The 24621-nt window shown below is 40.6% G+C and carries 16 protein-coding genes; 14 read left to right on the top strand and 2 right to left on the bottom strand.

Annotated features, from left to right (window positions below; genetic code table 11):
* Positions 1–121 precede the first annotated feature (121 nt).
* Both NE535_RS01385 and cysZ read right to left on the bottom strand, forming a co-directional pair.
* Positions 122–2458, bottom strand: a complete 2337-nt coding sequence (locus NE535_RS01385; RefSeq protein ID WP_261296898.1) for a carbohydrate binding family 9 domain-containing protein — start codon at positions 2456–2458, stop codon at positions 122–124.
* A gap of 308 nt (positions 2459–2766) precedes the next feature.
* Complete coding sequence (gene cysZ / locus NE535_RS01380; RefSeq protein WP_261296897.1) at positions 2767–3540, bottom strand: sulfate transporter CysZ; 774 nt, start codon at positions 3538–3540, stop codon at positions 2767–2769.
* A gap of 172 nt (positions 3541–3712) precedes the next feature.
* Here cysZ and smc point away from each other — a divergent pair, with 172 nt between their 5' ends.
* The 14 genes from smc (at position 3713) to NE535_RS01310 (ending at position 24539) form a co-directional block, all read left to right on the top strand.
* The gene (gene smc, locus NE535_RS01375; RefSeq protein WP_261296896.1) at positions 3713–7138 is read left to right on the top strand and encodes a chromosome segregation protein SMC; all 3426 of its coding nucleotides are present in this window, start codon (positions 3713–3715) and stop codon (positions 7136–7138) included.
* 18 nt (positions 7139–7156) lie between these two features.
* The gene (zipA, locus tag NE535_RS01370; protein WP_261296895.1) at positions 7157–8071 is read left to right on the top strand and encodes a cell division protein ZipA; all 915 of its coding nucleotides are present in this window, start codon (positions 7157–7159) and stop codon (positions 8069–8071) included.
* Between the two features lie 76 nt (positions 8072–8147).
* Positions 8148–10154 carry an NAD-dependent DNA ligase LigA gene (ligA, locus tag NE535_RS01365; RefSeq protein ID WP_261296894.1) on the top strand — a complete coding sequence of 669 codons (2007 nt, stop codon included), beginning with the start codon at positions 8148–8150 and terminating at the stop codon, positions 10152–10154.
* Positions 10155–10212: 58 nt separating this feature from the next.
* Positions 10213–10692, top strand: a complete 480-nt coding sequence (locus NE535_RS01360) for a DUF2919 domain-containing protein (RefSeq protein WP_261296893.1) — start codon at positions 10213–10215, stop codon at positions 10690–10692.
* 106 nt (positions 10693–10798) lie between these two features.
* The gene (locus NE535_RS01355) at positions 10799–12010 is read left to right on the top strand and encodes an HD-GYP domain-containing protein (protein WP_261296892.1); all 1212 of its coding nucleotides are present in this window, start codon (positions 10799–10801) and stop codon (positions 12008–12010) included.
* Positions 12007–12813 (top strand): Rossmann-fold NAD(P)-binding domain-containing protein, encoded by an 807-nt coding sequence (locus NE535_RS01350; RefSeq protein WP_261296891.1) that lies wholly within the window; start codon positions 12007–12009, stop codon positions 12811–12813. Before NE535_RS01355 ends, NE535_RS01350 begins: the two co-directional genes overlap by 4 nt.
* A gap of 63 nt (positions 12814–12876) precedes the next feature.
* A complete protein-coding gene (locus NE535_RS01345) occupies positions 12877–13098 on the top strand; it encodes an RNA-binding S4 domain-containing protein (protein ID WP_188843050.1) in 222 nt (73 codons plus the stop codon).
* Between the two features lie 10 nt (positions 13099–13108).
* Positions 13109–13492 (top strand): ribonuclease E inhibitor RraB, encoded by a 384-nt coding sequence (locus NE535_RS01340; RefSeq protein ID WP_261296890.1) that lies wholly within the window; start codon positions 13109–13111, stop codon positions 13490–13492.
* Positions 13493–13634: 142 nt separating this feature from the next.
* Complete coding sequence (locus tag NE535_RS01335; RefSeq protein WP_261296889.1) at positions 13635–15620, top strand: NERD domain-containing protein kinase family protein; 1986 nt, start codon at positions 13635–13637, stop codon at positions 15618–15620.
* 187 nt (positions 15621–15807) lie between these two features.
* Positions 15808–16569, top strand: a complete 762-nt coding sequence (locus tag NE535_RS01330; RefSeq protein WP_261296888.1) for a TSUP family transporter — start codon at positions 15808–15810, stop codon at positions 16567–16569.
* 76 nt (positions 16570–16645) lie between these two features.
* A complete protein-coding gene (sbcD, locus tag NE535_RS01325) occupies positions 16646–17920 on the top strand; it encodes an exonuclease subunit SbcD (RefSeq protein ID WP_261296887.1) in 1275 nt (424 codons plus the stop codon).
* Positions 17920–21615 (top strand): AAA family ATPase, encoded by a 3696-nt coding sequence (locus NE535_RS01320; RefSeq protein ID WP_261296886.1) that lies wholly within the window; start codon positions 17920–17922, stop codon positions 21613–21615. The genes sbcD and NE535_RS01320 overlap by 1 nt, the downstream gene beginning before the upstream one ends.
* 291 nt (positions 21616–21906) lie before the next feature.
* Entirely contained in the window at positions 21907–23199 is a 1293-nt protein-coding gene (locus NE535_RS01315) for a peptidoglycan DD-metalloendopeptidase family protein (protein ID WP_425347430.1), read from the top strand.
* A gap of 215 nt (positions 23200–23414) precedes the next feature.
* Positions 23415–24539 (top strand): DUF481 domain-containing protein, encoded by a 1125-nt coding sequence (locus tag NE535_RS01310; RefSeq protein ID WP_261296885.1) that lies wholly within the window; start codon positions 23415–23417, stop codon positions 24537–24539.
* Positions 24540–24621 lie beyond the last annotated feature (82 nt).

The raw sequence follows: 24621 nt of genomic DNA, 5'->3' as shown, positions 1-24621 counted from the left end.
ACATTAAGTGTACAACGCTAAAAATAAACCCACTTTTTTGTTAAAAAAGTGGGTTTATTTTGATAATTATTACTTTATAGGTATGCCGCGTTTGGCTCAGTTAACCATCAATGAATATGCCTTATAGTAACCATGCATAGCTGACTTTCATAAAGTAAGTTTTTTCATTTTGAGTCAAATTGTCAATATCATCATTGGCTTTAAATGCATCAGAATAACCTAGATAAAACACACTTTGTGGATTTAGCTTGTAACCATAAAGTATCTCATTACCGAGATCTTGATATTTAGCTTTCGGTTGCTGGTAGATATATAGGCTAGGGTCGCGCTCAATGTCGGTATACACACTGGAAAGACGGATAAAACTATTTAAGGTTATCTGCCAATTAAGTCTTAAATCACTTAAATTTGCGGTAAATAGTCGGCCATCATCCACGTCAAGTGTCTGATAACGATGAGAAAGGTTTAATACAATAGACTCAGTAACTTTCCATTCAATGCCCGGATTTAACATGGTTAAGGTGCCTAAGCGGTCATTCACAAAATCGATGTTGTCACCGTAATTGACATCAAGTTCTAGCCTAAGGGCTTTCATCGGCACAAAGTTGGTATAAAACCAGCCCATGGTTTCGTCAAACATTTGGGTATTATTTTGAATATTGATGTTGGATGGATTATGACGCCTGCCTACACGCTCTCTTTGAGCAATACCTGAAGCAATATAACTTTGATATCCACCTTCTAATTCAATGTAGATCTCAGTTTCTTGTTCAAGCTTTTCATCTTGTTGGGTATGGGTAATATCCCAATCACCCGCAACGGTGATTTTGCTAAAAAACTGATCTGTTGGGTACCAACGATAGCCACCACCGGCGACAAATTTCGCCGCATCAATTTTTTCAATAAAACCTAAGTCGGCCCTAAAGTCATCGCCAATTGATTCATATTGGCTACTGGCAAACCAGTTTCGGCGATCATGTTTGTAGGTAAATTTGAACATGTTATCGCTAAAAGCGTCAGACTTATTGGTACGAAGCACGCGTTCATTATAATCACATGAGGAAAGGTCGCATTCTATCGGCGCAATAGCGCAATCATCTCCGTTACAAAATTGATTGAATAAATCATTCGGGTATTGGGTATCGGAATAAGCATATTGGGCTGTAAAGGTATCTTGCTGTGACGGCTGATACTTTAAGTCGGTGCTATACACATAGTTATGATAGTCATCCGCTTTTTTTAATGTCATCACAGCACCAATAGAAAACTGTTTGCTTGGATCGAAGCGATATCTTGCTGCCACGTTGTGACTTTCTTGAGCGAGTGTCGCGATGTCTGAGCTTAGATTGCCCGGCACAAGAAACTGAGTTTGAATATCATTTGTGGCTAAAACTCCCACGGTATGATCATCTGTTTTACTGGTGATCTTAACGCCATAATCAGGAGAGCTAATATTTCGAGTGTGTAGTAACTCCATTTGGCTATCAAAGTAATCTTTGTTATCTAAGAAAAATGCCCGTTTTTCTGGGAAAAACAGCGCAAAAGTATTGTTAACATCTAGTTGTCCCGCATCAGACTCAACTTGAGAAAAATCTGGATTAATGGTGGCATTCAATAGGGTAGTAGGAGTCATTCCCCAGCGTAAGTCTAGGCCGACTTCTGTGTTAGTTTCATCTTCCCATGGGCCTTTTGGAGATAATGGACGTTGATTACTTTGGTTGGCTACAAATGATGGCGTAATTTGAATGTCTTTACCCTGTTTAGCACCTTCAAGCCCTTGCATTACCCCCAATTGACATAACTGACAGGATACATTGCGATCTATTTTGTGTGTTGAAAATCGACGACTTTGATTGCGCGGGTAAAATCGAATAAATTCAATCCCCCAGTTTTGCACTGTATGTGAATCGTCAAAGTTAAACAGACGCAGTGGCAATTGCACCTCTACCTGATAACCTGTTGCAGTTATTTTACCTTTACTGTACCAAATACCATCCCAGGCATCGCTTTCCAAACCAGTGAGCTCATTTTCAATTGAATCACTTTGTACGCCATAGGGGTTAATAAAAAATTGATAGGCTAAGCGGGCATTGTTGAAGGTATCTAATTTAATACCCACCATGTCATCACCCCACGAATTATCGCGATCTCGAAGATTGGCACGAATATTTTTAGGTTGCGGGTCATATGCGGTGAAAGCGATAAATAAACTGGTTTCGCTAGCAAACACTTTTGCAGTTGTGCGAACGGGCGCGGCAATATTTTCTCCCGGTGAGGTTTCAAATTTAAGTTCTACTTCACTGGCGTGTTGCCATTGCGGCTCAGAAAATTCACCATCAATTTCTATTTCACTGCTAAGGGTAGGAATGGTTACTTGAAACTGTTCGCTGCTACCTGCAAAAATATTAAAAGTCGATATGCTGGCGATGAATAAAAGGGTTTTAGAATATTTGTTCACGTTGATATTCGGATCTTTATTGTTGTTTTGTGCATTGTCGCAAACAAATGCATTAATTCCGAACTTTAATGCAATAAAAAGATTATCAAAATGTTACTGGTTGGTGTGATGAATGATAATGAGAGAGCGAATGATAAGTTCATGGTCGTTCGAACCTGTGAATGACATTACGTGCAATAGCACAGCAATTTTCCACACATTCTATTCCAATACACTTTTTATTTCGATACACACTTTCTATTCCAATACACAGGCAATGCATAACGCGCCTATTAAGCTCCATTGTTTGGCGCGCTATGTCATATCGACTAGTCCGCAACGATACGGGTATTTTTATACGCTTCTCGGTAGCGGTCTACCCACATGGCGGTCGCTCCACAAATTGCTACGGGCATGACGATAAAATTCACGATAGGAATCATTGAGAATAATGTGACAGAGGCTCCAAAACTGAAACTGGTTCCTTTGGTATTTCTAAGGGCAAACTTCATGTCATCGAAGGGCACTTTATGATTATCAAATGGATAATCGCAATATTGAATAGCCATCATCCAGGCTGTGAATAAAAACCATAGAATAGGCGCGGCAGTTTGACCAATAACAGGCACCCAAAATAGAATCAAAAATATCAGTGCACGTGGTAAATAATATTTAAGTTTTATCCATTCACGGCCAAGAATGCGGGGCAGATCTTTAATTAAATCGACCGTGCCACCTGTGTTGAGGTTTTTACCTGTTAAATGTTGTTCCACCTTTTCGGCGAGCAATCCATTAAAAGGCGCTGCAAGCCAGTTCATAACAGAACTAAAAATAAACGACATGACAACTAGCATGGTTAATACTGCCAGCGGCCATAGAAAGAAATTTAACCAGGTCAGATATTCAGGTATTTCGCCATTCATCCAGGTAAACAATTCATCTAATTTACTCACGGCAAAATACATCACCCCAGCGAACAAAATCAGGTTTATCATTAATGGAATAAAAACGAAGGCACGCAACCCTGGTTGCTTAATAAGTTGAAAGCCTTCCAAAAAGTAGTTTACGCCACTTTTACGTATAGAAGGGATATTCACAGCCATTGAGAGGCTCCTTTATGATTCGAATGTCACTTAATAATGTTGAGTTTGACGTTGCAACTAGTAGAAAACAAGCAATAAACTGTATCTAAGTGCGAATAATCGTTACAAAATGCGCGTCAATTGCTAAAGTGAACAGCGTTTCATTCATTTTAACCAAACCATACCGGCAACAATGCGATTAAAACAAATAAAACTTGCTGGATTTAAGTCGTTTGTAGACCCTACAAAAATCCCTTTCGACCATGCGTTAACCGCCATTATAGGTCCAAACGGCTGTGGAAAATCCAATGTGATTGATGCAGTTCGTTGGGTGCTGGGGGAAAGTAGCGCTAAAAACCTCCGCGGCGACTCGATGACGGATGTTATTTTTAATGGCTCAACAGCCAGAAAGCCTATCTCAGTTGCTGGGGTCGAGCTGATATTTGAAAACCTTCAAGGTCGTTTGTCTGGTCAGTATGCCAGTTATCAAGAAATATCGGTCAAGCGTCAAGTTAATCGCGACAGTGAATCATTTTATTTTCTCAATGGTCAAAAGTGCCGCCGAAAAGATATTACCGACTTATTCATGGGGACCGGTTTGGGGCCTCGTAGCTATGCCATTATTGAACAAGGGACTATTTCGCGTTTAATTGAGTCCAAACCGCAAGAGCTACGAGTATTTATCGAAGAAGCTGCTGGCATATCGCGCTATAAAGAACGTCGCCGTGAAACTGAAAACCGCATTCGCCATACCCGTGAGAACTTAGAACGTCTTAACGATATTCGGCAAGAATTAGGCGGACAAATTGAGCGTCTAGCCAAGCAAGCTGAAGAGGCGAAACAATATCGTGCGTTAAAATCACAGGAGCGTGAGCTGCATACGCAACAGCTTGTTGGTCGTTATCAAGACTTATTAAGCCAATCTGACCAGATGCATTCACAATTGATTGGACTTGAACGCCAGCAAAGTGAGTTTGCTGCGGATCAGCATTCATCTGAAAATGTCGTATTGCAATTACAACAGCAATTAAACGAGTTAACAGACAGTGAACAAAAACTGGTTGAACAATATTATCTAGCAGGTAATGAAATTGCTAAGTTTGAACAGCAATTAAAGCATCAACAATTACAAGATACTCAACGAGAACAAGAGCAGCTAGCCATACAACAGCGTATTGATGAGGCTAAATTAAAGCATCAGCAATATGAACAAACGTTAAACCAAGCATTACAGCAGCAGTCTAGCCTAGCTCCTCAGCAAGATGAAGTCAGAATGCAGTTTGAAATCCTTGATGAACAAGTGCATCAAGTGGATGAGAATAGCGATCATCTCAGACAGTTATACAACGATGCTGCTGGCAAGTTCAATCAGGTAAAAACAGAACTTGCAGTGTATCAATCACGTTATGAGCATCAACAACAGTTATTGCACAAGCATGAACAAACGATTCCGGTATTACAACAAAAGCTGCAACAGTTACAACAACATGATATTGAAAAGGACATTCAGTTACATCAAAGCACACTGACCAATATTGCGACTCAAATTAGCGCGGAAGAAACGCTAAAACAGCAATTAGATGTTGAGTTGGCTAAAAAACAACATCATTTAACTCAAGCTCAAGGTGCTTATCACCATATTAAAGATGCGCTTGCCAGTGCCAAAGCAAGACTGCAGCTGATAAATGAGTGGTTAGTTAACGAGGTTGGTAAGGACAATACGCAGCAATTATGGCAAGTCATTAATGTGACCCAAGGCTATGAAAAAGCCGTAGATGTGTTATTGCAATCAATAAGTAGAGCGCTCATTTTAGATGACAAGCACTCTGATAATGTCATCAATAATGGTTTTGTAAGGTCATCGATATTGTTTGAGCATGAAGCTTTAACCAGCCCAGTCAATATAGCGCCTTGGTTAACCGAGGTTAGTTTTGTTGATACGCTGGCACAAGCCAAAGACAAAATTGCTAGCTTGTCTGCATCAGCCATTATTGCCTCAAAAGACGGCTATTTGCTTGGGCATGGGTTTGTTTTAGCGCAATCTAGCCATCAATCGGTGATCAGTTTAACCACTGAACAACAAACATTAATTGAAAGCGTGGCTGCACTTGAAATTCAAACAGCTGCTGCATTACACCATCAAACTGAACAAACAACCCAGTTAGCAGCGATAAATGTTCAATTAGGTCAACATCAGCAAACGTTACAACAATTACTGGTAACAAAAACCCAATTACAGGCAAAATATGATGCAGCGGTTGAACAAAAACACAGTCGTGAACAGCATCAAACACAATTAACTCAAGAGTTAACTTTAGCCAAGCAACATCAGCAAGCGCAATTACTTGAAGCGGAAGCATTGTCAGTTCAAATGGAAGCGCTTGATTACCAAAATCAATTATGCCAACAGCAACAGCAACAAGCTCAGCAGGCTTTTGAGCAGGCAAGCGTTCAACTACGCGATTTAAAAACGCAGCGAGCAGAACGTGAAAGGCAAGGCGCCCATTTCAACCAATCCTTGCAGCAAATAAATACCCAAATTGCTGTAACTAAGCAACAATTGGCACAGCAAGTTGAAAAAATACAAGAGCTGACTGAGCGATATGATGCGATTGGACAGCATGGTCATTTAGAAAAGGACCCTTTAGCGCAAGCAGAGCGCGATAATCTTAAGCAGAAATTAGCAATACAGCTTGATATTCAACAACAAAACCAACTCAAGCTTAATGCTAATCGCCAACAACAAGCTAATTTACAACAAAGCTTAGACACTTCACTAATGATGCAAAAACAACAGCTTGTCACATTACAAGACTTGACTCAAAAGATAAGCACGTTAAAGTTACGTCGTGAAGGAATAAAAGGCCAAACGGATGTACAATTGCAGTTGTTGCAAGATGAACAAATTCAGCTGCAAAGTGCGATTAATAGTATTCCCGACGGTTTTGACATAAAGTTATGCTCCATTGCGTTAGATAAAGTACGTAATCAAATTAATGGTTTAGGGGCGATCAACCTTGCAGCTATTGATGAGTATGATACGCAAAGTGAACGAAAACAGTATTTAGATAGTCAGGATAACGATTTAAATCAAGGGTTAACAACTTTAGAAGACGCGATTAGAAAGATAGATAAAGAAACGCGAACGCGTTTTAAAGCGACCTTTGAAGCGGTAAATAATGATTTAATGCAACTGTTTCCTAAAGTGTTTGGTGGTGGAAAAGCCTACTTAGCATTAACAGATGATGATTTGCTTGATACGGGGGTGACCATCATGGCCCAACCTCCTGGAAAAAAGAATAGTACCATTCACTTACTTAGTGGTGGAGAAAAAGCGTTAACCGCTTTATCATTAGTATTTGCAATATTTAGATTAAACCCAGCACCTTTTTGTATGTTGGATGAGGTTGATGCCCCTTTGGACGACGCTAACGTAGAACGATTCTGTCGTTTATTACAAGAGATGTCGCAAAGTGTGCAGTTTGTGTATATCAGCCACAACAAGATCACCATGGAAATGGCAGATCAACTTATTGGCGTCACTATGCATGAACCGGGTGTTTCGCGTATAGTTGCTGTAGATATTGAAGCCGCGGTAGCGCTTGCTGACGCAGTATAAATAGGAATTAAGTAGACAATGGAAGATTTACAATTAGTGTTGTTAGTTTTAGGTGCAATTGCAATTATTGCGGTTCTTGTGCACGGTTTTTGGTCGATAAGGAAACAACAACCTAAGTCAATGAAACAAAGCCCTATGGCAAACTTTTACAAAGAGCAAGCAGAACGTCGCGATTCTGAAGGTTTCGATAATGACGGTATTGGCCCTGTTCGAGTATTAAAGTCTACGGATGTTGAGCCTGTGGTTACCAAGCCGATCCTTAAAACCGCAGGGTTATTTAAACCACAACACGCAAAAACGGCTGAGCCCTTGGTGGCTGCAGAAGCAATCAGCAAGGCTAAGTCTGAACCTGTAATGCCGTCAATAGACGATGAGCTTGAACAAGAGCCTCAAATTACGCTGACGACAAGCCAGGATATGAAACCTGCACATATGGAAGCAATGGATAAACCAAAACATTATTCAAACCCTGACGTTGTGCAAGATGAACCTGAAGACGTTGTCGAAGAGCCTCAAGTGCTTGCCGATCCTACCGATGTATTGGTTTTGCATGTTGTCGCTAAAACAGGGCAGCAATTACAAGGTGCTGAGCTGCTACCCGCTTTATTATCATTAAACTTTAAGTTTGGTGATATGGAAATATTCCATCGCCATATTGATAATGCTGGAACAGGCAAGGTGTTATTTTCATTGGCGAATATGGTAAAACCTGGCACATTTGACCCAGATAACATGGAGCAGTTTGTTACTGACGGTGTGGTGTTATTTATGACACTTCCTTGTTATGGTGACCCTAAAATGAATTTTACGATAATGTTAAATTCCGCTTTACAGCTGGTGGATGATTTAGGCGCAGAGTTATTAGATGGCAAGCGTCAGCCATGGGATGATACGGCAAAAGAAGATTACAAGCGTAGAATCGCTGCGGCTTAAACCCCATTTATCCCTTTTTATTAGCATAATAAGGCCGCCGATGCGGCCTTAATTTTTTGTATTACGGATCAAATTTATGCAAGCAATTCAAATTGAAATGGCCGAGTTATCTGAAGCACTAAACCAACATAATATTCATTATTATGTTGACGACTCTCCTACCATCCCCGATGCTGAATATGATCGCTTAATGCAGCGTTTACTCATACTTGAACGTGAAAACCCCCAATTTATCTCACCCTCCTCACCCTCTCAGCGAGTGGGTGGCTTAGCTTTAGCTAAATTTGATCAAATAACTCATTTAAAACCCATGTTAAGTTTGGATAATGCTTTTGAACAGGCTGATTTTGAAAGCTTTAATAAGCGGATAACTGACAAAGTGGGCGTTGTGGAATATGTTTGTGAGCCGAAACTAGATGGCTTAGCGGTATCGATTACTTATCGTAATGGCGTGCTTGAGCGCGCGGCAACTCGTGGTGATGGTGCAGTAGGTGAAGATATCACTGAAAATGTGCGCACGATTAAATCAATCCCATTAAAGCTTCGCGGTGAAGGTTACCCTGAGCTCGTAGAAGTGCGCGGCGAAGTCTTTATGCCTAAAGCGGCATTTGAGGCATTAAATCAGCGTCAAATAGCGAAGGGCGACAAGGTATTTGTTAATCCACGTAATGCGGCTGCGGGCAGTTTACGTCAATTAGACAGTAAGATCACCGCATCACGAGCCTTAGGGTTTTATGCTTATGCGCTAGGGGTGGTTGAAGGTGAGGCTGAGGCGATGAAAGCCAGCCATTATGGACAGTTGCAGCAGCTAAAAGTATGGGGCTTGCCGGTTAGTGCTGAAGTGAAGGTTTGTGATGAGTTAGCCAAAGTTTATGCTTATTACCAAGATATTTTAAATCGTCGAAGCACGCTTGAATATGAAATTGATGGTGTAGTGATTAAAGTTAATGCCATCAAGCAACAAGTTAATTTAGGTTTTGTCGCTAAAGCGCCGCGTTGGGCAATTGCTTATAAGTTTCCTGCGCAGGAAGAAATGACCTTACTGGAAGCGGTTGATTTTCAGGTCGGACGCACAGGTGCAATTACCCCAGTTGCCAGATTACAGCCAGTATTTGTGGGCGGGGTGACAGTGTCTAATGCCACTTTACACAATGCCGATGAAATTGCCCGCTTAGGGGTAAAAGTAGGCGATACCGTGATCATTCGACGCGCAGGTGATGTGATCCCGCAAATTGTGGCCGTAGTACTAGAAAAGCGTCTAGATTACGCTTGCGACATCACTTTTCCACAGCATTGTCCTGTATGTCAAAGTGATGTAGAGCGTATTGAAGGTGAAGCGGTAGCCCGTTGTACCGGTGGTTTGTTTTGTGAAGCTCAGCGTAAAGAAGCCATAAAACATTTTGCTTCACGCAAAGCACTTAATATAGATGGTATGGGCGATAAAGTTGTTGAGCAACTGATTGATAAAGAGTTGGTCAAAAGTCCTGCAGACTTATTTGGTTTGAGCGCCTCAGCAATCACTATGCTGGACCGTATGGCAATGAAGTCTGCAACCAAGTTAGTTGCCGCGATTAACGATGCGAAATCAACAACCTTAGCGCGTTTTTTATATAGCCTAGGCATTCGAGAAGTCGGCGAAGCCACTGCGGCTAATTTGGCTGCATATTTTAAAACCCTTGAGGCAGTCAGAAGTGCATCACTTGAGCAGTTGTTGGCGGTGGATGATGTGGGCAATATTGTTGCTCAGCACATTAATCACTTTTTTGCTCAACCGCATAATCTTGAGGTGGTTGATAAATTAATTGAAAGTGGCATTCATTGGCCGTCAATCGAACAAGTTGATGACAGTGAATTAAGTTTAAAAGGCCAAACCTGGGTATTAACGGGTACATTAAATGTGTTAAACCGCAATGATGCTAAAGCGCAATTACAAGCTTTAGGTGCAAAAGTGGCTGGTAGTGTGTCTAAAAATACTGATTGTTTAGTGGCAGGTGAAGCCGCGGGTTCAAAATTAGCCAAAGCACAAGAATTGGGTGTTAAAGTGATCGACGAACAAGCTTTAATGGCAATTTTACAATCTTAATACACGGATTGAGGTGAAGCATTGATGAGTGTTATTGCAATAAGGCTAAATGTGTATCATGAATTTTAGCAATATTACTTGGCTTGATGATAAAGGACATATTAAGCCCCCGTATTTTTTGTATATTGTGTTGGTATTTCTAGCCAGAGGTTGGTGTGTTTTTATCGCATCCTTGACTCAGTTTAATGACAGGTCGGGCTTAGTCAGATTGTTTTATCCACACAAACAAGATTTTATTTTAGCCTTGTTTGCTGGTGTTGGTGCCGTGCTGCTTTACGGACTAGTGATAGCTGAGAGAAAACGTCAGTGGCAATGGCTTATTCCATGGTTTAAGCGTGGTAAAGCAATATTATGGCTATTGCTGTTAATCGACGCTGCCATGCTTATCCAACGTTTAATCCACGATGATTTTTTATTTAAAATAAGCTATGCATTAGATGCATTATTTTTATTTTGGATCAGTATTTATGTTTTGAAGTCGAAACGTTTACATTATTACTTCAACGATTGGCAAGTTGTCGATGAGCCAGAAAAATAAAAACGACGAATTTAGTTCATTTATTCTATAGTGTAAGTAGTTCAACTTTTAAGTTGATTTAGACGTAGGCGTCCAAAACAATTATTCAGTATGGAAGACATATTCATTGGCTAAACAAGAGTTAACCCAAATACCCCTGTCTAATATTGTGTTAGGGCTTACCATTAAGCTGCCTTTGCCATGGACCAAAAACCCGTTTTTTATTAATAAAATTAAACTTGAGCAAGCCTCGCAAATTGCAATCATCAATGAGCTTGATATTGATTTTGTCTATGTTATTTCTGGCCACGAATTATTACCTTTAACCGAGGAAACGACCGAAAGCCTAGAAGATGTTACAGAGGAAGTGGTTGAAACGGATCACAAGGGCTTAGCGAAAAAATCGATGCGCTTAGGCCAAAAACGTTTTATTAAAGCCATAAATGATAGCCGTAATATTTTCAGTAAAGTCGTTAGTGATCCCGAAGGAATGTACCGCGAGTCTGCAGCATTAGTTGAAGATTTAATTGAGCATTTATTTGAGTCTGATACCGTCAATTTATCGTTAGTCGATCACGGTGAGAAAGATACGAGTATTACAGCACATGGTATTTCAATCGCGGTACTGTCTATGGTAATAGGCCATGCAAATGGTTTAGATAAGTCGAAGCTTCGAGACATTGCCCTTGGTGGTATATTGCATGATATCGGTAAATTAAAAGTGCCAGATGATATTCGTCGTAAGCATGGCGAATTAACTCAACCTGAAATGAATTTCATGAAAATGCACCCCAATTTAGGTTTTGATTTAGTCAATCGTAGTAACCTTTTCCCGAGTGCGGTGCTTGATGTAATCCTGCATCATCATGAATATATTGACGGTACAGGCTATCCAGATCATCTCACCAAAGACGAGATATTAGAAACCACCCAAATAGTAGCGTTAGTGAATGATTATCAAATGCTGTTGCATCAATATCATTCGCCGCAATTGGCATTGGGGATATTATTTAAACAGCGCGTAGGTAAACACGCTGATAATTTAATTTCTCTACTGGTCAAGGTATTGGGGATATATCCTCCGGGCACCTTAGTAAAATTATCTGATGATCAAGTTGCCAAAGTCATGATGACCACGGGGGAAGTTAAAAAACCACACGTTTGGGCATGTAATGACAAAGGCGGCAGCGCCAGCTTACGTTTTTTAATCGACGGTGAAGTCGAAATTGTTGAAGTGATCAAAAAAGACACTTTGAGCGATGGCGCCATCAAAACATTGCAAGCCGATAACGTTATTAATTTTTACTTTAATCATTTTTCCTATCAAGGCGCTCTATGACATCCGTTACCATTATTGGCTGTGGCTGGTTTGGCTTTCCATTAGCAGAATCACTGATTAAACAAGGGTATTTTGTAAAAGCCAACAAGCGACAACAACAAGATTTAGAGCCATTATCTCAAGTGGGTATAGATGCATATCAATTGGATTTGGCTTCCGAATGCTCCATAAATTCAGCAAAAAAACTATTGGATAGTGATATGCTGATTATCAATATCCCACCAGGTCTACGTCGCGGTGAAACCAGCTATTTAGCGAATCTTGAAGCATTAAGCTCAACGATTGGAGACAAACAGTACCAACGGGTTATTTTTGTCAGCACAACAGGGGTTTATCCCAACGAAGATAAAGTGATGACAGAAGACGACGCTCAGCCATACAGCGAAGTTAGCCAAATCTTGCTGCAAGCAGAATCCATATTTGCGCGAATGAAGCATAGTTGTATTGTGCGTTTTGCCGGTTTGATTGGTCCTAAAAGGCATCCTGGGCGTTTTTTTGCGGGTAAAACGGATGTAAGCGGCGGCAACCTTGCGGTTAATCTTGTCCACCTTGATGATTGTATTGCTGCGGTAAGTTTAATTCTTCACTCGCCTAAAGTTGCCAATGTATATAATCTTTGTGCACCAGAACATCCTACCAAAGCAATCTTTTACTCCCATGCAGCAGAGCATCTTGGTGAAAAAGTCCCTGAGTTTAATCAGCAAATATCACCAAGTAAGATAATTGATGGCAATCTGATTTGTCAGCAATTAGGTTTTAGCTATCGTCATCCCAATCCAATTAAAATGCTTGATGCTTGCTAAGCCGCCATAGGGTATAATTTTCGTTTGATCTCGTTAATTTAGATAATCAAGGTGATACCACCCATGGTAGATTTTCCATTATTACCCGGCGATGAGTTCGTTGAACTATATAAAGTTCTGAAAGTACAAGGTTTAGTTAATGGTGGTGGCGATGCAAAGCATGTTATCACTGAAGGTCAAGTGACCGTAAATGGTGATGTTGATACCCGTAAACGTAAAAAGTGTGTCGTGGGTGATGTGATTTCATTCAACGGCCAAACGATTAAAATTGTGGCTGCAGTTTAAGGAAAATCCCATGCAATTCCCTGATGATGATAACGGACAAATGCTTGCGGCAATGGCCGAAGCCGGTATTGATTTGACACGTGAGTTAGAAGTCGATTTTTTTCTAGTCTTTGAAGACAAACGTGATGCAGAATCTGCCATAGAAGTGTTAACCCAACAAGATCAGCAAGGTGAGTTAGAGCTTCACTTTGATGAAGAAACAAACCAATGGGAAGTCATTGTGAGTATTCAAATGGTACCTGAGTATGAAGCTCTAAGTGCTAAAGAAACTCAGCTGAATGATTTTGCTAAAGAATTTGATGGTATTTCTGATGGTTGGGGCGTGATGCAGCATCAAGATGGCGATGGTGATTTTGCCGATGATCATGTGCATGATGAACATTGTCACCATTAAGCTATTGCTAAGTTTGTGATAACTCAATTTTGTAGAATACTGTTATTTTGCTCAATTAAAGTAAAAACCACCTTTTAGGTGGTTTTTTTGTTTGTTAATACTTAGGATGTTCGCCATTCACTGAGCAAATAAATGGATTATTATGGCAAGGCATATCAGTTTTGGTACCCCAGTTAATGATGCTGAACGCTGGGCATTTGCATTACTCGCAGAAGAATTACCTGAAGATTACTTACTGCTGACCAATGTTGAAATTCCTACGCCAACGGGTCAAGCAATGGAAGTGGATGCTTTGGTGGTAGGCGAGTGGGGCGTTTATGTGGTTGATGTTAAAGGTTACATTGGCCGTTTAAATGCCGGTTTACATGCGTGGTCACTAGATGGGCGTGATGTAGATAACAGTTTATCAAAAGCCAATTATGTTGCCCGAGTACTTGCTGGCAGGTTAAAACACAAAATTCCTGTAGGAGTTTATGCCCCTTGGTGTCAGGGAATGGTTTTTGTTACTGGTCGAAAAGGCGAGGAGATCTTAGTTGAAAAAGATCACGGTAAGCTCAGCATTTATACCCCAGCCAAAATTATTGCCGCGCTAACAAAAGAATGGGGATTAACCGCGCCACATAAACATGCCGTAACCAAAGCACAAAAAGAAATGGTACTTGATACTATTGGACAAGTGGCCGTTGTAGAGCAGCGTAATAATAAGATTCAAGATTTTATTAAAATTAAGTGCTTGTTTTTACAACAAGGTTTAGAGGTGTGGCAATCTGAATATAACCCTGGAGGCTGGACGGCACCTTGGTTGTTGAAAGTGTTGGTGATGAACCAATTTGAAAATCAACAGGAAGCCGAAGCTCACGAACAAAAACTCCGTAATGAGTTTAAGCGAATGCAGTCGTTATCCGGTTGCAGTTGTGTGCCATTCTGTGCGCCACTCATTAATGATGGTGAACAATTAGTGCTGCCAATTCGAATGCCGCGTGGTATTCCGTTAAATATATTTGAAGTCGAGCAACAAAGTACCTATCAGCTGCTGGAAATTCTTAGACGAAGTCTAAGTGGCATTCAACAAATTCATCGTCGTGGATTTACGATTGGTGGCTGGGAAAGTCATTGTGTGTTTATTTCAGATGATGCCGACGTCGAGTTTATTGACATCAAGGATAATCTGAAGACCTCTGAAGACATTGCCCAATACGCTAACACTTTTTTGATTTTGGCAGAGCGCACCAGACAACCTAGAATTTATCATTGGTATCGTGATGCCGCCAAAGGTAAAACCATTGATTTAGATGAGATCCGTTGTGATTTGTCGGCATTAATCGATTTAGGCGTGTGTGACACTGTGCCTGATGATATTGCCATTGAACGCGGCACTGTTATTGATCATCACTATAGATTAACCCAATTTATTGAATCGACTGAACGAAGTCAATTGTGGCAAGCAATACACATTCAAGGTAATTACCCCTGTGTGGTGAGTATTTACAGTGATGTTGAAACCCAGTGGTCTTCGCTAAGTAATATATACCGTAGTTTGTCGAAAATTTATCATCCCCATATTGAGAAAGTATTGAGCTTTGGTCAGTTGCCTCAATCAAATGAGCTTTTTATTGCAAGGGCGTGGGCACAAGGTGTATCGCTTGATGAAGTTAAACAGATTCAGGTGGGGCAGCCTTTCAATTGGTTTTTACAGTTGTTATCAGCGCTTCAATATTTGCACAGCTTAGATATTTATCATGGTGCAATTTGCCCTAAAAACATTATTTGCTCACAAGAAAAAGCCACATTGGTTAATTTTGGTGTGGGCCTAGATGTTGCGGCCACACACTATGCATCCCAATATGCCGACCCAACGTTATGGGCTGTAGAAGGTGACGCAGAAAAAGATTTATATGGTCTGGTAGCAAGCTTTATCGACTCTTTAGTCCCTAACCATTTAAAAGGGGGGAGCGGCGCAGACGGTATTGTTAATGCATTGATGCAGTATGATAAATCATGGTTTGGTGATGCTTTATTTGACGCATGCTTACGGATATTGCGCTTTGAGTTTCGTATCGCGCCTAATCAAACCTATGCCGAACAATTGGGCTTAACTGACACCGAAATATCTCAAGCAGGGCTGTGAGTATTTTGATCGCTACTCAAGTACTGATTAATCAATGTTAGTGCCTAGGGCCTGTATAGAAAATAAACTGTCGTCAGAGTATGAGTGCCCCATTGAATTGGGGCCTTGTATTTTACTGTAATGATATTTTGTAATTCTGTTTTAAAGCAGGTTTAATACCTCTCTTTGCCTGTACTGGTTTTGACCCATGTTTGAATTAACTTTACAAATTGGCCTGATTTTATTTGCCGTTGCGCTGCTTGCAGGTTTTATAGACTCTATCGCCGGCGGTGGTGGCTTAATCACCATTCCAGCATTGATGTGGGCGGGTTTACCGCCAGCTGCGGCATTAGGAACCAATAAGTTACAAGCTTGTGGTGGCAGTTTTTTTGCGAGTTTATATTTTATTCGCAAAGGCATGGTTGATTTAAAAGCAATCAGGCTGTCGTTAATTTGTGCTTTTATTGGCGCAGCTATTGGTACCATACTGGTGCAAATGATTGATGTTGAGCTTCTTCAGTTTGTGTTGCCTTTTCTCATCTTAGCCATTGGCTGTTACTTCCTTTTTTCTAAAAAAATTGCCGAAGATGATCGCCAACAAGTATTAACACCCACCTTGTTTGCGTTTACAGCAGCTTTGGGTGTGGGATTTTATGATGGTTTTTTTGGACCCGGTACCGGCAGCTTTTTTGCCTTAGCCTTTGTCTCATTAGCGGGATTTGGATTAGCCAAAGCGACCGCTCATGCTAAGGTGCTTAATTTTGCTACCAATATCGCGTCATTAATCTTCTTTATCATTGGTGGTCAAGTTGCTGTGGTGCTCGGGTTGGTTATGCTTGTGGGCCAAGCGATTGGCGCAACATTGGGCTCTCGGTTAGTGATGACTAAAGGCATCAAAATTATTAAGCCTTTAGTGGTTATTATGTCATTTGCCATGAGTATTAAATTGCTCTGGTCGCAATACATGTAATCGTTGTCCCATTTTATTGAGTGCTCACTGCTGTAAAGTGGTGTAGATCTTAATTAGATTAGATTGAAGGTTTTTTATGCGTATCATCCATACTTCAGACTGGCATCTTGGTCAGCATTTCTTTGGTAAAAGTCGCGCCGCTGAGCATCAAGCATTTATGACTTGGTTACTGGAGCAAATTGAACTACATCAGGTTGATGCGCTTATTATTGCCGGTGATATTTTCGATACTGGCACACCTCCTAGTTATGCCCGAACCCTTTATAATCAATTTATTGTGCAAATGCAGCAATCTGGTTGCCAGCTTATTATTTTAGGTGGTAACCATGATTCAGTGTCTATGCTAGGTGAATCAAAGGAGCTATTAGCCTGTCTTAATACCCTTGTGATCCCTGGTGCATTATCAACACCCGCAGAACATGCCTTTGAGATAACCAATCGCCAGGGGGAGCCTGGTGCTATTATTTGTGGCTTACCCTTTTTGCGCCCTAGAGAGTTAACCCAAAGTCAGGTTGGCGAAAGCGCTAAAGACAAACAAGTCAAATTAGGCAATGCTATCGCTGACTATTATCAGGCCAGTTTCGATCAGGCCACACAATTAAACATTCAACATCAATCAGTAACGGGCAAAACATTACCCATTATTGCCACTGGCCATTTAACCACGGTTGGTGCGAGTACCTCTGAATCGGTGCGTGATATTTATATTGGCAGTTTAGATGCCTTTAATGCCAATTTATTTCCGCCAGCGGATTACATCGCGCTAGGGCATATTCATCGGTCACAAAAAGTGGCAAAAACTGAGCATATTCGCTATTCGGGGTCACCAATTGCATTGAGTTTTGATGAACTGTCTAACGATAATCAAGCCAATAAAAGTGTGGTGTTAGTGCAATGGCAGCAAGATAACCACATGCAGGTTAACACCCTTGATATTCCAATGTTTCAACCGATGCAAATGCTCAAAGGAAACCTGACACAAATAGCCGATCAGGTCGCGCAGTTTGCGGATCATTGCGAGTCTACTCTCTCGCCTGCATTTAATGACACTTGGGTAAGTATTGAGGTGACAGAGCAAGATTATCTCTCAGACTTACAATCCAGAATAGTAGAGCTTACGCAGCATAAAGCTATTGAAGTGCTACAACTTAAACGTGCGCGTGGGCTCCGCCAGAAGGCGATACAAAGTCGCCACAACGAAACCTTGTCTGAGTTATCGGTTAAAGAGGTTTTTCAGCGCAGGTTAATGCAAGAACAGTTTGACGATGAAACATTTAAACAGCGGCTGATAAGCAAGTTTGATCAATTACAGCAAGACGTTGAATTAGCGCAGCAAGCGGAGAATAAATAATGAAAATACTGTCTCTGCGTTTTAAAAATATTAACTCGCTTAAAGATGAATGGAAAATCGATTTTACTGCCAGTCCATTTGCTGAAAATGGTTTGTTTGCCATTATTGGTCCAACGGGGTCAGGCAAAACCACCATCTTAGATGCTATTTGTTTAGCGCTTTATCATAGAACACCGCGTTTAGCAGTGATATCAAAATCCACAAATGAGCTAATGACCCGAGGCACGAGTGAGTGCTTGGCTGAAGTGGAATTTGAAGTCAAAGGGGTTGGTTATCGTGCATTTTGGAGCCAAAGACGTGCCCGTGATAATGCTGATGGCAACTTACAGGATGCGCAAGTCGAGTTAGCACAAATAGCTGACGGAAAAATTATTGCCAGCCAAATAAAATTAAAATCAGACGCTATTGAAAAAATAACCGGATTAGATTTTGCGCGTTTTACCAAGTCTATGATGTTATCGCAGGGCGAGTTTGCCGCATTTCTCAACGCCGATGCTAATGTCAGGGCTGAGCTACTTGAAGAATTAACGGGTACCGAAATTTATGGTTTGATATCCGAGCGGGTACATCAGGAGTTTAGTCAATCCAAGCAGCAATTACAGTTACTCGAAAGCCAAATTAATCATGTTCAGGTATTAACTGCAGAGCAAGTGACAGAAAATGAAACACAGCAGCAAACATTAACCCGCGACTTGAAACAACTGCAGCAGCAAATTGAGCATAAAAAGCAGTTTTTGCAGTGGCACAAGCAACTGACTCATTCCTCTGAACACCATTTAGCCTGCCAGCAGGCATTTGAACAGGCAAAGCAAGCGATTGTTGATCAACAAAGTGGATTGCAAAAATTAGCAGATAGCGAACCTGCGCAGCAGCTAAAGCCGATATTTGAACAACAAGCTTATTTAGCTAAAAAGTTGGCTGATTTATCCATGCAAATTGAAGGCATTGGGCAGCAGTTACAACAATCAAACATCAAGGTCAGCCTGAATGAACAGGCTTATACTGCTCAACAATTATCAGTCGATGCGGCTAAAACCTCACACAAACAATTGTTGCGGCTAATTGACCAGCAAATTATACCTTTAGATCATGAAATTAAAGTGCTAACACAGCAGTTTGAACGTGAGCAGCAATCCTTTGCCAAACAGCAATTAGAGCAACAGCGATTGAGTAAGCGGTTAATCGATACTCAGCATGCTATCGCGAATATTAACCAAAATCAGCATCATTTATCGACGTTAGTGGGTCAGTTCCCCCAAGGGCAGGTAATTGCCCAGCATATTGCTGCATGGAAATCTCAACATCAACAATGGTTGTCTCAGGCTAAAACCCAGCAGGAATATCGTGCTGAGATAGAGGTGCAAACCCACACGTCGGATATGCTTCAACAGCAAATTGATGATGTACAAAAAAGCATTACTGTTAATCGCGATCAAGTGGCGCTTTTGAATGGTGAGCAACAAAACCTACAAACCAATATCAGTCAATTATTGGCGGGTAGAACCGAAAGTGACTTGCATAATGAATATCAACAGCTATTAGAGCAACAAAGTTTACGTGAAAAACTAGCACAATTTAGCAAAGATTCTATCCAAGGACGTCAAGTCTGTGCTGATGCAGAGCAGGCTATCCAGCAACGTCAACTTGAAATAGCAGGCAAAGAAAATGCACTGACCCAAACTCGGGGACTGTGGAGCGATAAAAATGTGCAATTGAAAGATGTGCAGCAATTACTTAAGCAAGAGCATCGTATTGCAGATCTCACTCGTGAACGGGCAAAACTGGTAGAGGGAGAGCCATGTGCATTATGTGGTTCTACCGAGCACCCTTTGGTTTCTTCCTATCAAAAACTGGACTTATCGCAAACGGAGCAAAGAGAAGCGGTGTTGCTCGATGAGCTTGAACGACTAAAAACACAAGGCGAGCAGCAAAAGCAAGACTTGGCTGAGTTGACTTATATTCAACAGAATCAACAAAGCGCTATCGAAGAATTGCAAACCAAATTGTTGCAATACCGTCAGCAAACAATTGATTGCTGTCAGGCTTTGGATGTGAGTTTTGATTTAGATGAAATACAATCTCAACAAGCCATTGCTGATTATATTGCCACTGTGGATGAACATAAAAAGCAGCTGTCTGATGTGATGTTGAAGTTGAAAGTACTTAACGACTCAGTCAGCCAAGTGATTGAGCAAAAGACTCAATTGGAACAGCGACAAAACGCCGACAATAGTAAACTGCAGTTGGCGCAGCTTGAGCTGAAAACGGCGCTGCAGCAGATTGATAAGCACAATCATCAAATTAACTTAATTGAGTCAAATTTAAGCGCCATCAAACAGCAGTTAATTAATCATATCCAAAAGTGTGACTTACCCCTACCCGAATGGGCTGATATAGCTTCATGGCTATACGCACTTGAGGCAGATATTCAGCAATGGCTAGATGCTCGTCAAACACAGGAACGTAACCGTCAGCAATTGGCATTATTGGAGCAGGAGTTGCAGCAATACCAGTATCAAGCAACTCAAATCACTGAACAAATCAGTTTGACTCAAACAGGGCTGACTAAAACGCAACAGGATTTACAATTAAAGCAGCAACAAAGAGCGGATTTATTTGCAGATAAACAAGTCGATGAAGTCAAGCATCAAAGCGAGCATGAGTTGGGGCTTCAAGAAAGTGATTTACAGACCAAACTCGCTCGACTGCAAGAAAGTAAGGCTCAAATACAAACCTTAACAACCCAAAAACTGGGATTGAGCCAACAACTTGAATTAGAGTATCTAGACCATCAACAGGTGGTTGAACGTTGGCATCAAGCATTAACAGTCAGTCCATTTGAAAATGAACATGAATTTCAACGTGCATTGTTGACGCCTGAAGAGCATCAAAGATTAACAGCATTAAAACGCCAGCTTGATAATCAATTACAAGAGTCGCAAGTGCTATTTGCTCAAGCCGCTAAAAATATTAACGAATTACAACAGCAAGGCGTGTTGCATGCGTTTGATGCGATGCATTTAGATGATGTTACCTTAGAACAGCAAACGCTACTTGAGCGTCAGCAGTTTCAGCAGCAAATATTATGGCAATGTCAGCACGCTTTAAAGCAAGATCTTGAGTTAAAGCAGCAACAACAGAACTTATTGGAGCAATTTAGCCTAGCTAAGCAAGATTATGATGATATTGCTTATTTACAGGGATTAATTGGCTCGCAAAAGGGGGATAAATTCCGTCGTTTTGCTCAGGGATTAACACTTGATCATTTAGTCGAGTTAGCTAATCGACAATTGGATAGACTGCATGGCCGTTACCAGTTGGAACGCAAAGATACTGAAGCCCTTGAGTTACAAGTGCTAGATACATGGCAAGGTGATGCTATTCGTGACACTCGTACCTTATCCGGTGGTGAAAGTTTTCTGGTGAGTTTAGCGCTGGCATTGGCGTTATCCGATCTTGTTAGTCATAAAACCAGCATTGACTCACTTTTTCTTGATGAAGGTTTCGGAACATTAGATAGCCAAACATTGGATACGGCACTTGATGCTCTGGATAATTTAAATGCATCAGGAAAAATGATTGGGGTAATTAGCCATATTGAAGCGATGAAAGAACGCATCGCAGTACAAATAAAAGTCAATAAAATAAATGGTCTTGGTGTAAGTAAACTACAAAATCAGTTTGCTATGAGTTGAGTAAAATTAGAGTGTGATCTGGCTCAATCTCCTGCTAATAGTGGCATCCAGCCTAAAAAATAATGTAAAAACACCACATTTTATATTTGTAATATGACAATAATTTGATATAACAGAGCACATGAAATTTTATCATTGTGGAACAAGGTATCTGTCGATACATTTTAATGATAAATACTTTATTGATTAATTTTTCATTAACACATTGATAACACGCAATAAGATTTGCAATAAAAGTCAGAAAATTAATAACAATAAATAATAACAAAACACTTTTAGGTGGATTACAGATTGCTAACGAGTAAAATTATGGGCTTTGAAAAGCCATCTGCAAGTTTATCTAACTTGCCCAATTTGCATAAAAAAGTCTTACTGGCGAGTGTTTTTGTTATTGGTGCAGTCATATTGTGGCCGACTCAACAAGAGTTTTCATCAAAACGCATCCCAGTTGCACTCGATATTGACTCATTAATTCCCAATATCAGCGCTCCAGCTAAGATAAATACCAGCATTAATGAACCGACCCCTATTCTTGAACATGTTATTGCTCGAGGTGATACCTTGAGTAAATTGTTTGAAATGGCGGGTATCGATCAGAAAACCATGTATAAAGTGCTTGAAGCTGATTTAGAAGTATTAGCATTAGACACGTTAATGCCTGGTAACCGCATTCAATTTTGGGATGATGGCCAGGGCCAACTAACCAAAATGGAATTATATTTTACCCCAGCACACCAAGTGGTTTTTACCCGATTTGAAGACGGTTCTTTTGAAGTTGAAGATATTAATATAGAAGGTATGTGGCAAAATCGTGTGGTTGGCGGTGAGATTAATGGTTCATTCTATTTATCTGCAAAAGCTGCGGGCTTAAGTGCTGCAGAAATTGCTAAAATTGAAAATCTATTAAAGAGTAAATTAAATTTTGCTCGTGAATTACGCGCTGGTGATCGTTTCTCTGTTTTGATGAATGATCAATTTATTGCTGGTGAATCAACTGGTACTACGAATGTTGAAGGCATTCAAATTCACACTGGTCGTAGAGACATTACAGCATTCCAACATCTTGATGGTAACTACTACGATGAAAAAGGCCAAAGCTTAGCGCCAGCATTTCAGCGTGTGCCGTTATATAAAAATTATCGTATGAGTTCGCGTTTTAATCCAAAACGTAAGCATCCTATAACTGGTCGAGTGCGTCCTCACAACGGTACCGATTTCGCCACTCCAGTAGGGACTAATGTTGTCGCCCCAGGTGAAGGTGTCGTGACTTTAGTGGCAAACCACGCGTTTGCTGGTAAGTACATTGTCATTGAACATGACAACAAAGTGCGTACTCGTTATTTACACTTATCCAAGTTTAAAGTGAAAAAAGGCCAACGTGTTAAGCGTGGCCAAGTTATCGCATTATCGGGTAATACAGGCGCATCTACGGGCCCTCATTTACATTATGAGTTCCATGTTAATGGACGTCCGGTTGATCCAATGAAAGCCAATATTGCAGAAGCAAAAACCTTACCCAAAAAAGAATTATCTGAATTTGAGTCTATCGTAAGAAGTCGAAAAATGATGATGGAACTTGGTTAGTTTATTATTTAACTGACTTATTCCAATAAACTGCAGCTAATAGCTGCAGTTTTTTTTGCTTAAAATAAGTCCGTTATCTTACTCATTAACATCATCAAATTCAGCTGATATGCTAGCTTCTAGCAGTTGTTTAAGCTGGTGCTAGGCTTTAAAATATCAACCGATTATCACTTAATTGCAGCTTACAGGTTAGCTGCAGCCAATGGAAAACTTACATGATCCGCTTTTTAAATGTAAAGCGAACCTTTAAACCGTTCGCTTTTACTTTCTGTAGCTATTTAATTTGTTCCAATGTCGTAGCACAAGCGCTAACAGAACAACAAAACGTTGAGCACCAATTTACTCCGATGCAGGTTCGAGTACCTGTGGGCGATAAGTATGATTGGCTACAGTTAAACAGCAATGAATTGCTTAAAGGCAAAATTAAACATCTGTATGGCAATAAGCTAGAGTTTAAGAGTGATCAACTTGGTACGCTTATTGTCGACTGGGAAGATGTGATTGTGTTGCAAAGTCGCGGGGCAGTGAGCATTGGCTTTTCCGATTTATCTACTCGTAGTGGGCGTTTGTTGATCCAAGATGGTCATGGCTATCTTGATGGCGTGGTATTTAATCTTAATGATATCATTACTATTATTGCCGGTGAGCCGCATGAAGCCAATTATTGGTCGAGTACTATGTCTTTAGGGGCTAATCTGCGCTCTGGCAATAATGACCAAATTGATTACTCAGCTAAAGCTAGAATGATCCGTAGAACCACTGAATCACGTTTTAGGACCGATTATCTGGGTAATTACAGTAAATCCGGCGACGAGAAAACCACTAATAATCACCGTGTAAACAGCTTTTTCGATTGGTTTTTATCTAATCAGTTCTTCTTACGACCAGTATTTGTTGAATACTATACCGATCCCTTTATGAATATTTCATCTAGAATCACCCTAGGTTCGGGTGTCGGTTATAGTATTATTGATACGGCCAAAACCGAGTGGAGTATCAGTGGTGGTCCCGCTTATACCATGACGAATTTTAAAGAGGTTGAGTTAGGCGAGGATGATAATGAAAGTAGTGGCACTTTGTTTGTCGACACTACTTTTAGTACTGAGCTGACCGACTCGATTGATTTCAATGCTGATTATCGCATGCAATTGGGTAATCAAAATTCTGGCGGTTATACTCATCATGCCGTTACCGGAATTGTCGTAGAGTTAACCGATATGTTTGATCTAGACCTGTCATTAGTATGGGACAGAAGCAGTAACCCTCGAGCTGAGACTGATGGCCAGGTTCCGGAGAGAGATGATTTTCAGCTTATTATTGGCTTTGGGGTCGATATTTAATCTCAACACTGGTTATAGTCTCTGTAAACTAGATTGAAATCACAACCCGTAGGCACTGAGTGAGAAACTTGCACCTTGCAAA

It is taken from the genome of Shewanella holmiensis, from assembly GCF_025370255.1.
Classification (GTDB): Bacteria; Pseudomonadota; Gammaproteobacteria; order Enterobacterales; family Shewanellaceae; genus Shewanella; species Shewanella holmiensis.
This window is presented reverse-complemented; position numbering and strand designations above follow the sequence as displayed.

Excerpts from the sequence above, each read along its gene's own strand:
- NE535_RS01320 (WP_261296886.1), top strand. The coding sequence starts at position 17,920 with ATGAAAATACTGTCTCTGCGTTTTAAAAATATTAACTCGCTTAAAGAT.
- ligA (WP_261296894.1), top strand. The coding sequence starts at position 8,148 with ATGCAAGCAATTCAAATTGAAATGGCCGAGTTATCTGAAGCACTAAAC.
- sbcD (WP_261296887.1), top strand. The coding sequence starts at position 16,646 with ATGCGTATCATCCATACTTCAGACTGGCATCTTGGTCAGCATTTCTTT.
- NE535_RS01350 (WP_261296891.1), top strand. The coding sequence starts at position 12,007 with ATGACATCCGTTACCATTATTGGCTGTGGCTGGTTTGGCTTTCCATTA.
- NE535_RS01340 (WP_261296890.1), top strand. The coding sequence starts at position 13,109 with ATGCAATTCCCTGATGATGATAACGGACAAATGCTTGCGGCAATGGCC.
- NE535_RS01310 (WP_261296885.1), top strand. The coding sequence starts at position 23,415 with ATGATCCGCTTTTTAAATGTAAAGCGAACCTTTAAACCGTTCGCTTTT.
- zipA (WP_261296895.1), top strand. The coding sequence starts at position 7,157 with ATGGAAGATTTACAATTAGTGTTGTTAGTTTTAGGTGCAATTGCAATT.
- smc (WP_261296896.1), top strand. The coding sequence starts at position 3,713 with ATGCGATTAAAACAAATAAAACTTGCTGGATTTAAGTCGTTTGTAGAC.
- NE535_RS01330 (WP_261296888.1), top strand. The coding sequence starts at position 15,808 with ATGTTTGAATTAACTTTACAAATTGGCCTGATTTTATTTGCCGTTGCG.
- NE535_RS01360 (WP_261296893.1), top strand. The coding sequence starts at position 10,213 with ATGAATTTTAGCAATATTACTTGGCTTGATGATAAAGGACATATTAAG.
- cysZ (WP_261296897.1), bottom strand. The coding sequence starts at position 3,540 with ATGGCTGTGAATATCCCTTCTATACGTAAAAGTGGCGTAAACTACTTT.
- NE535_RS01335 (WP_261296889.1), top strand. The coding sequence starts at position 13,635 with ATGGCAAGGCATATCAGTTTTGGTACCCCAGTTAATGATGCTGAACGC.
- NE535_RS01345 (WP_188843050.1), top strand. The coding sequence starts at position 12,877 with ATGGTAGATTTTCCATTATTACCCGGCGATGAGTTCGTTGAACTATAT.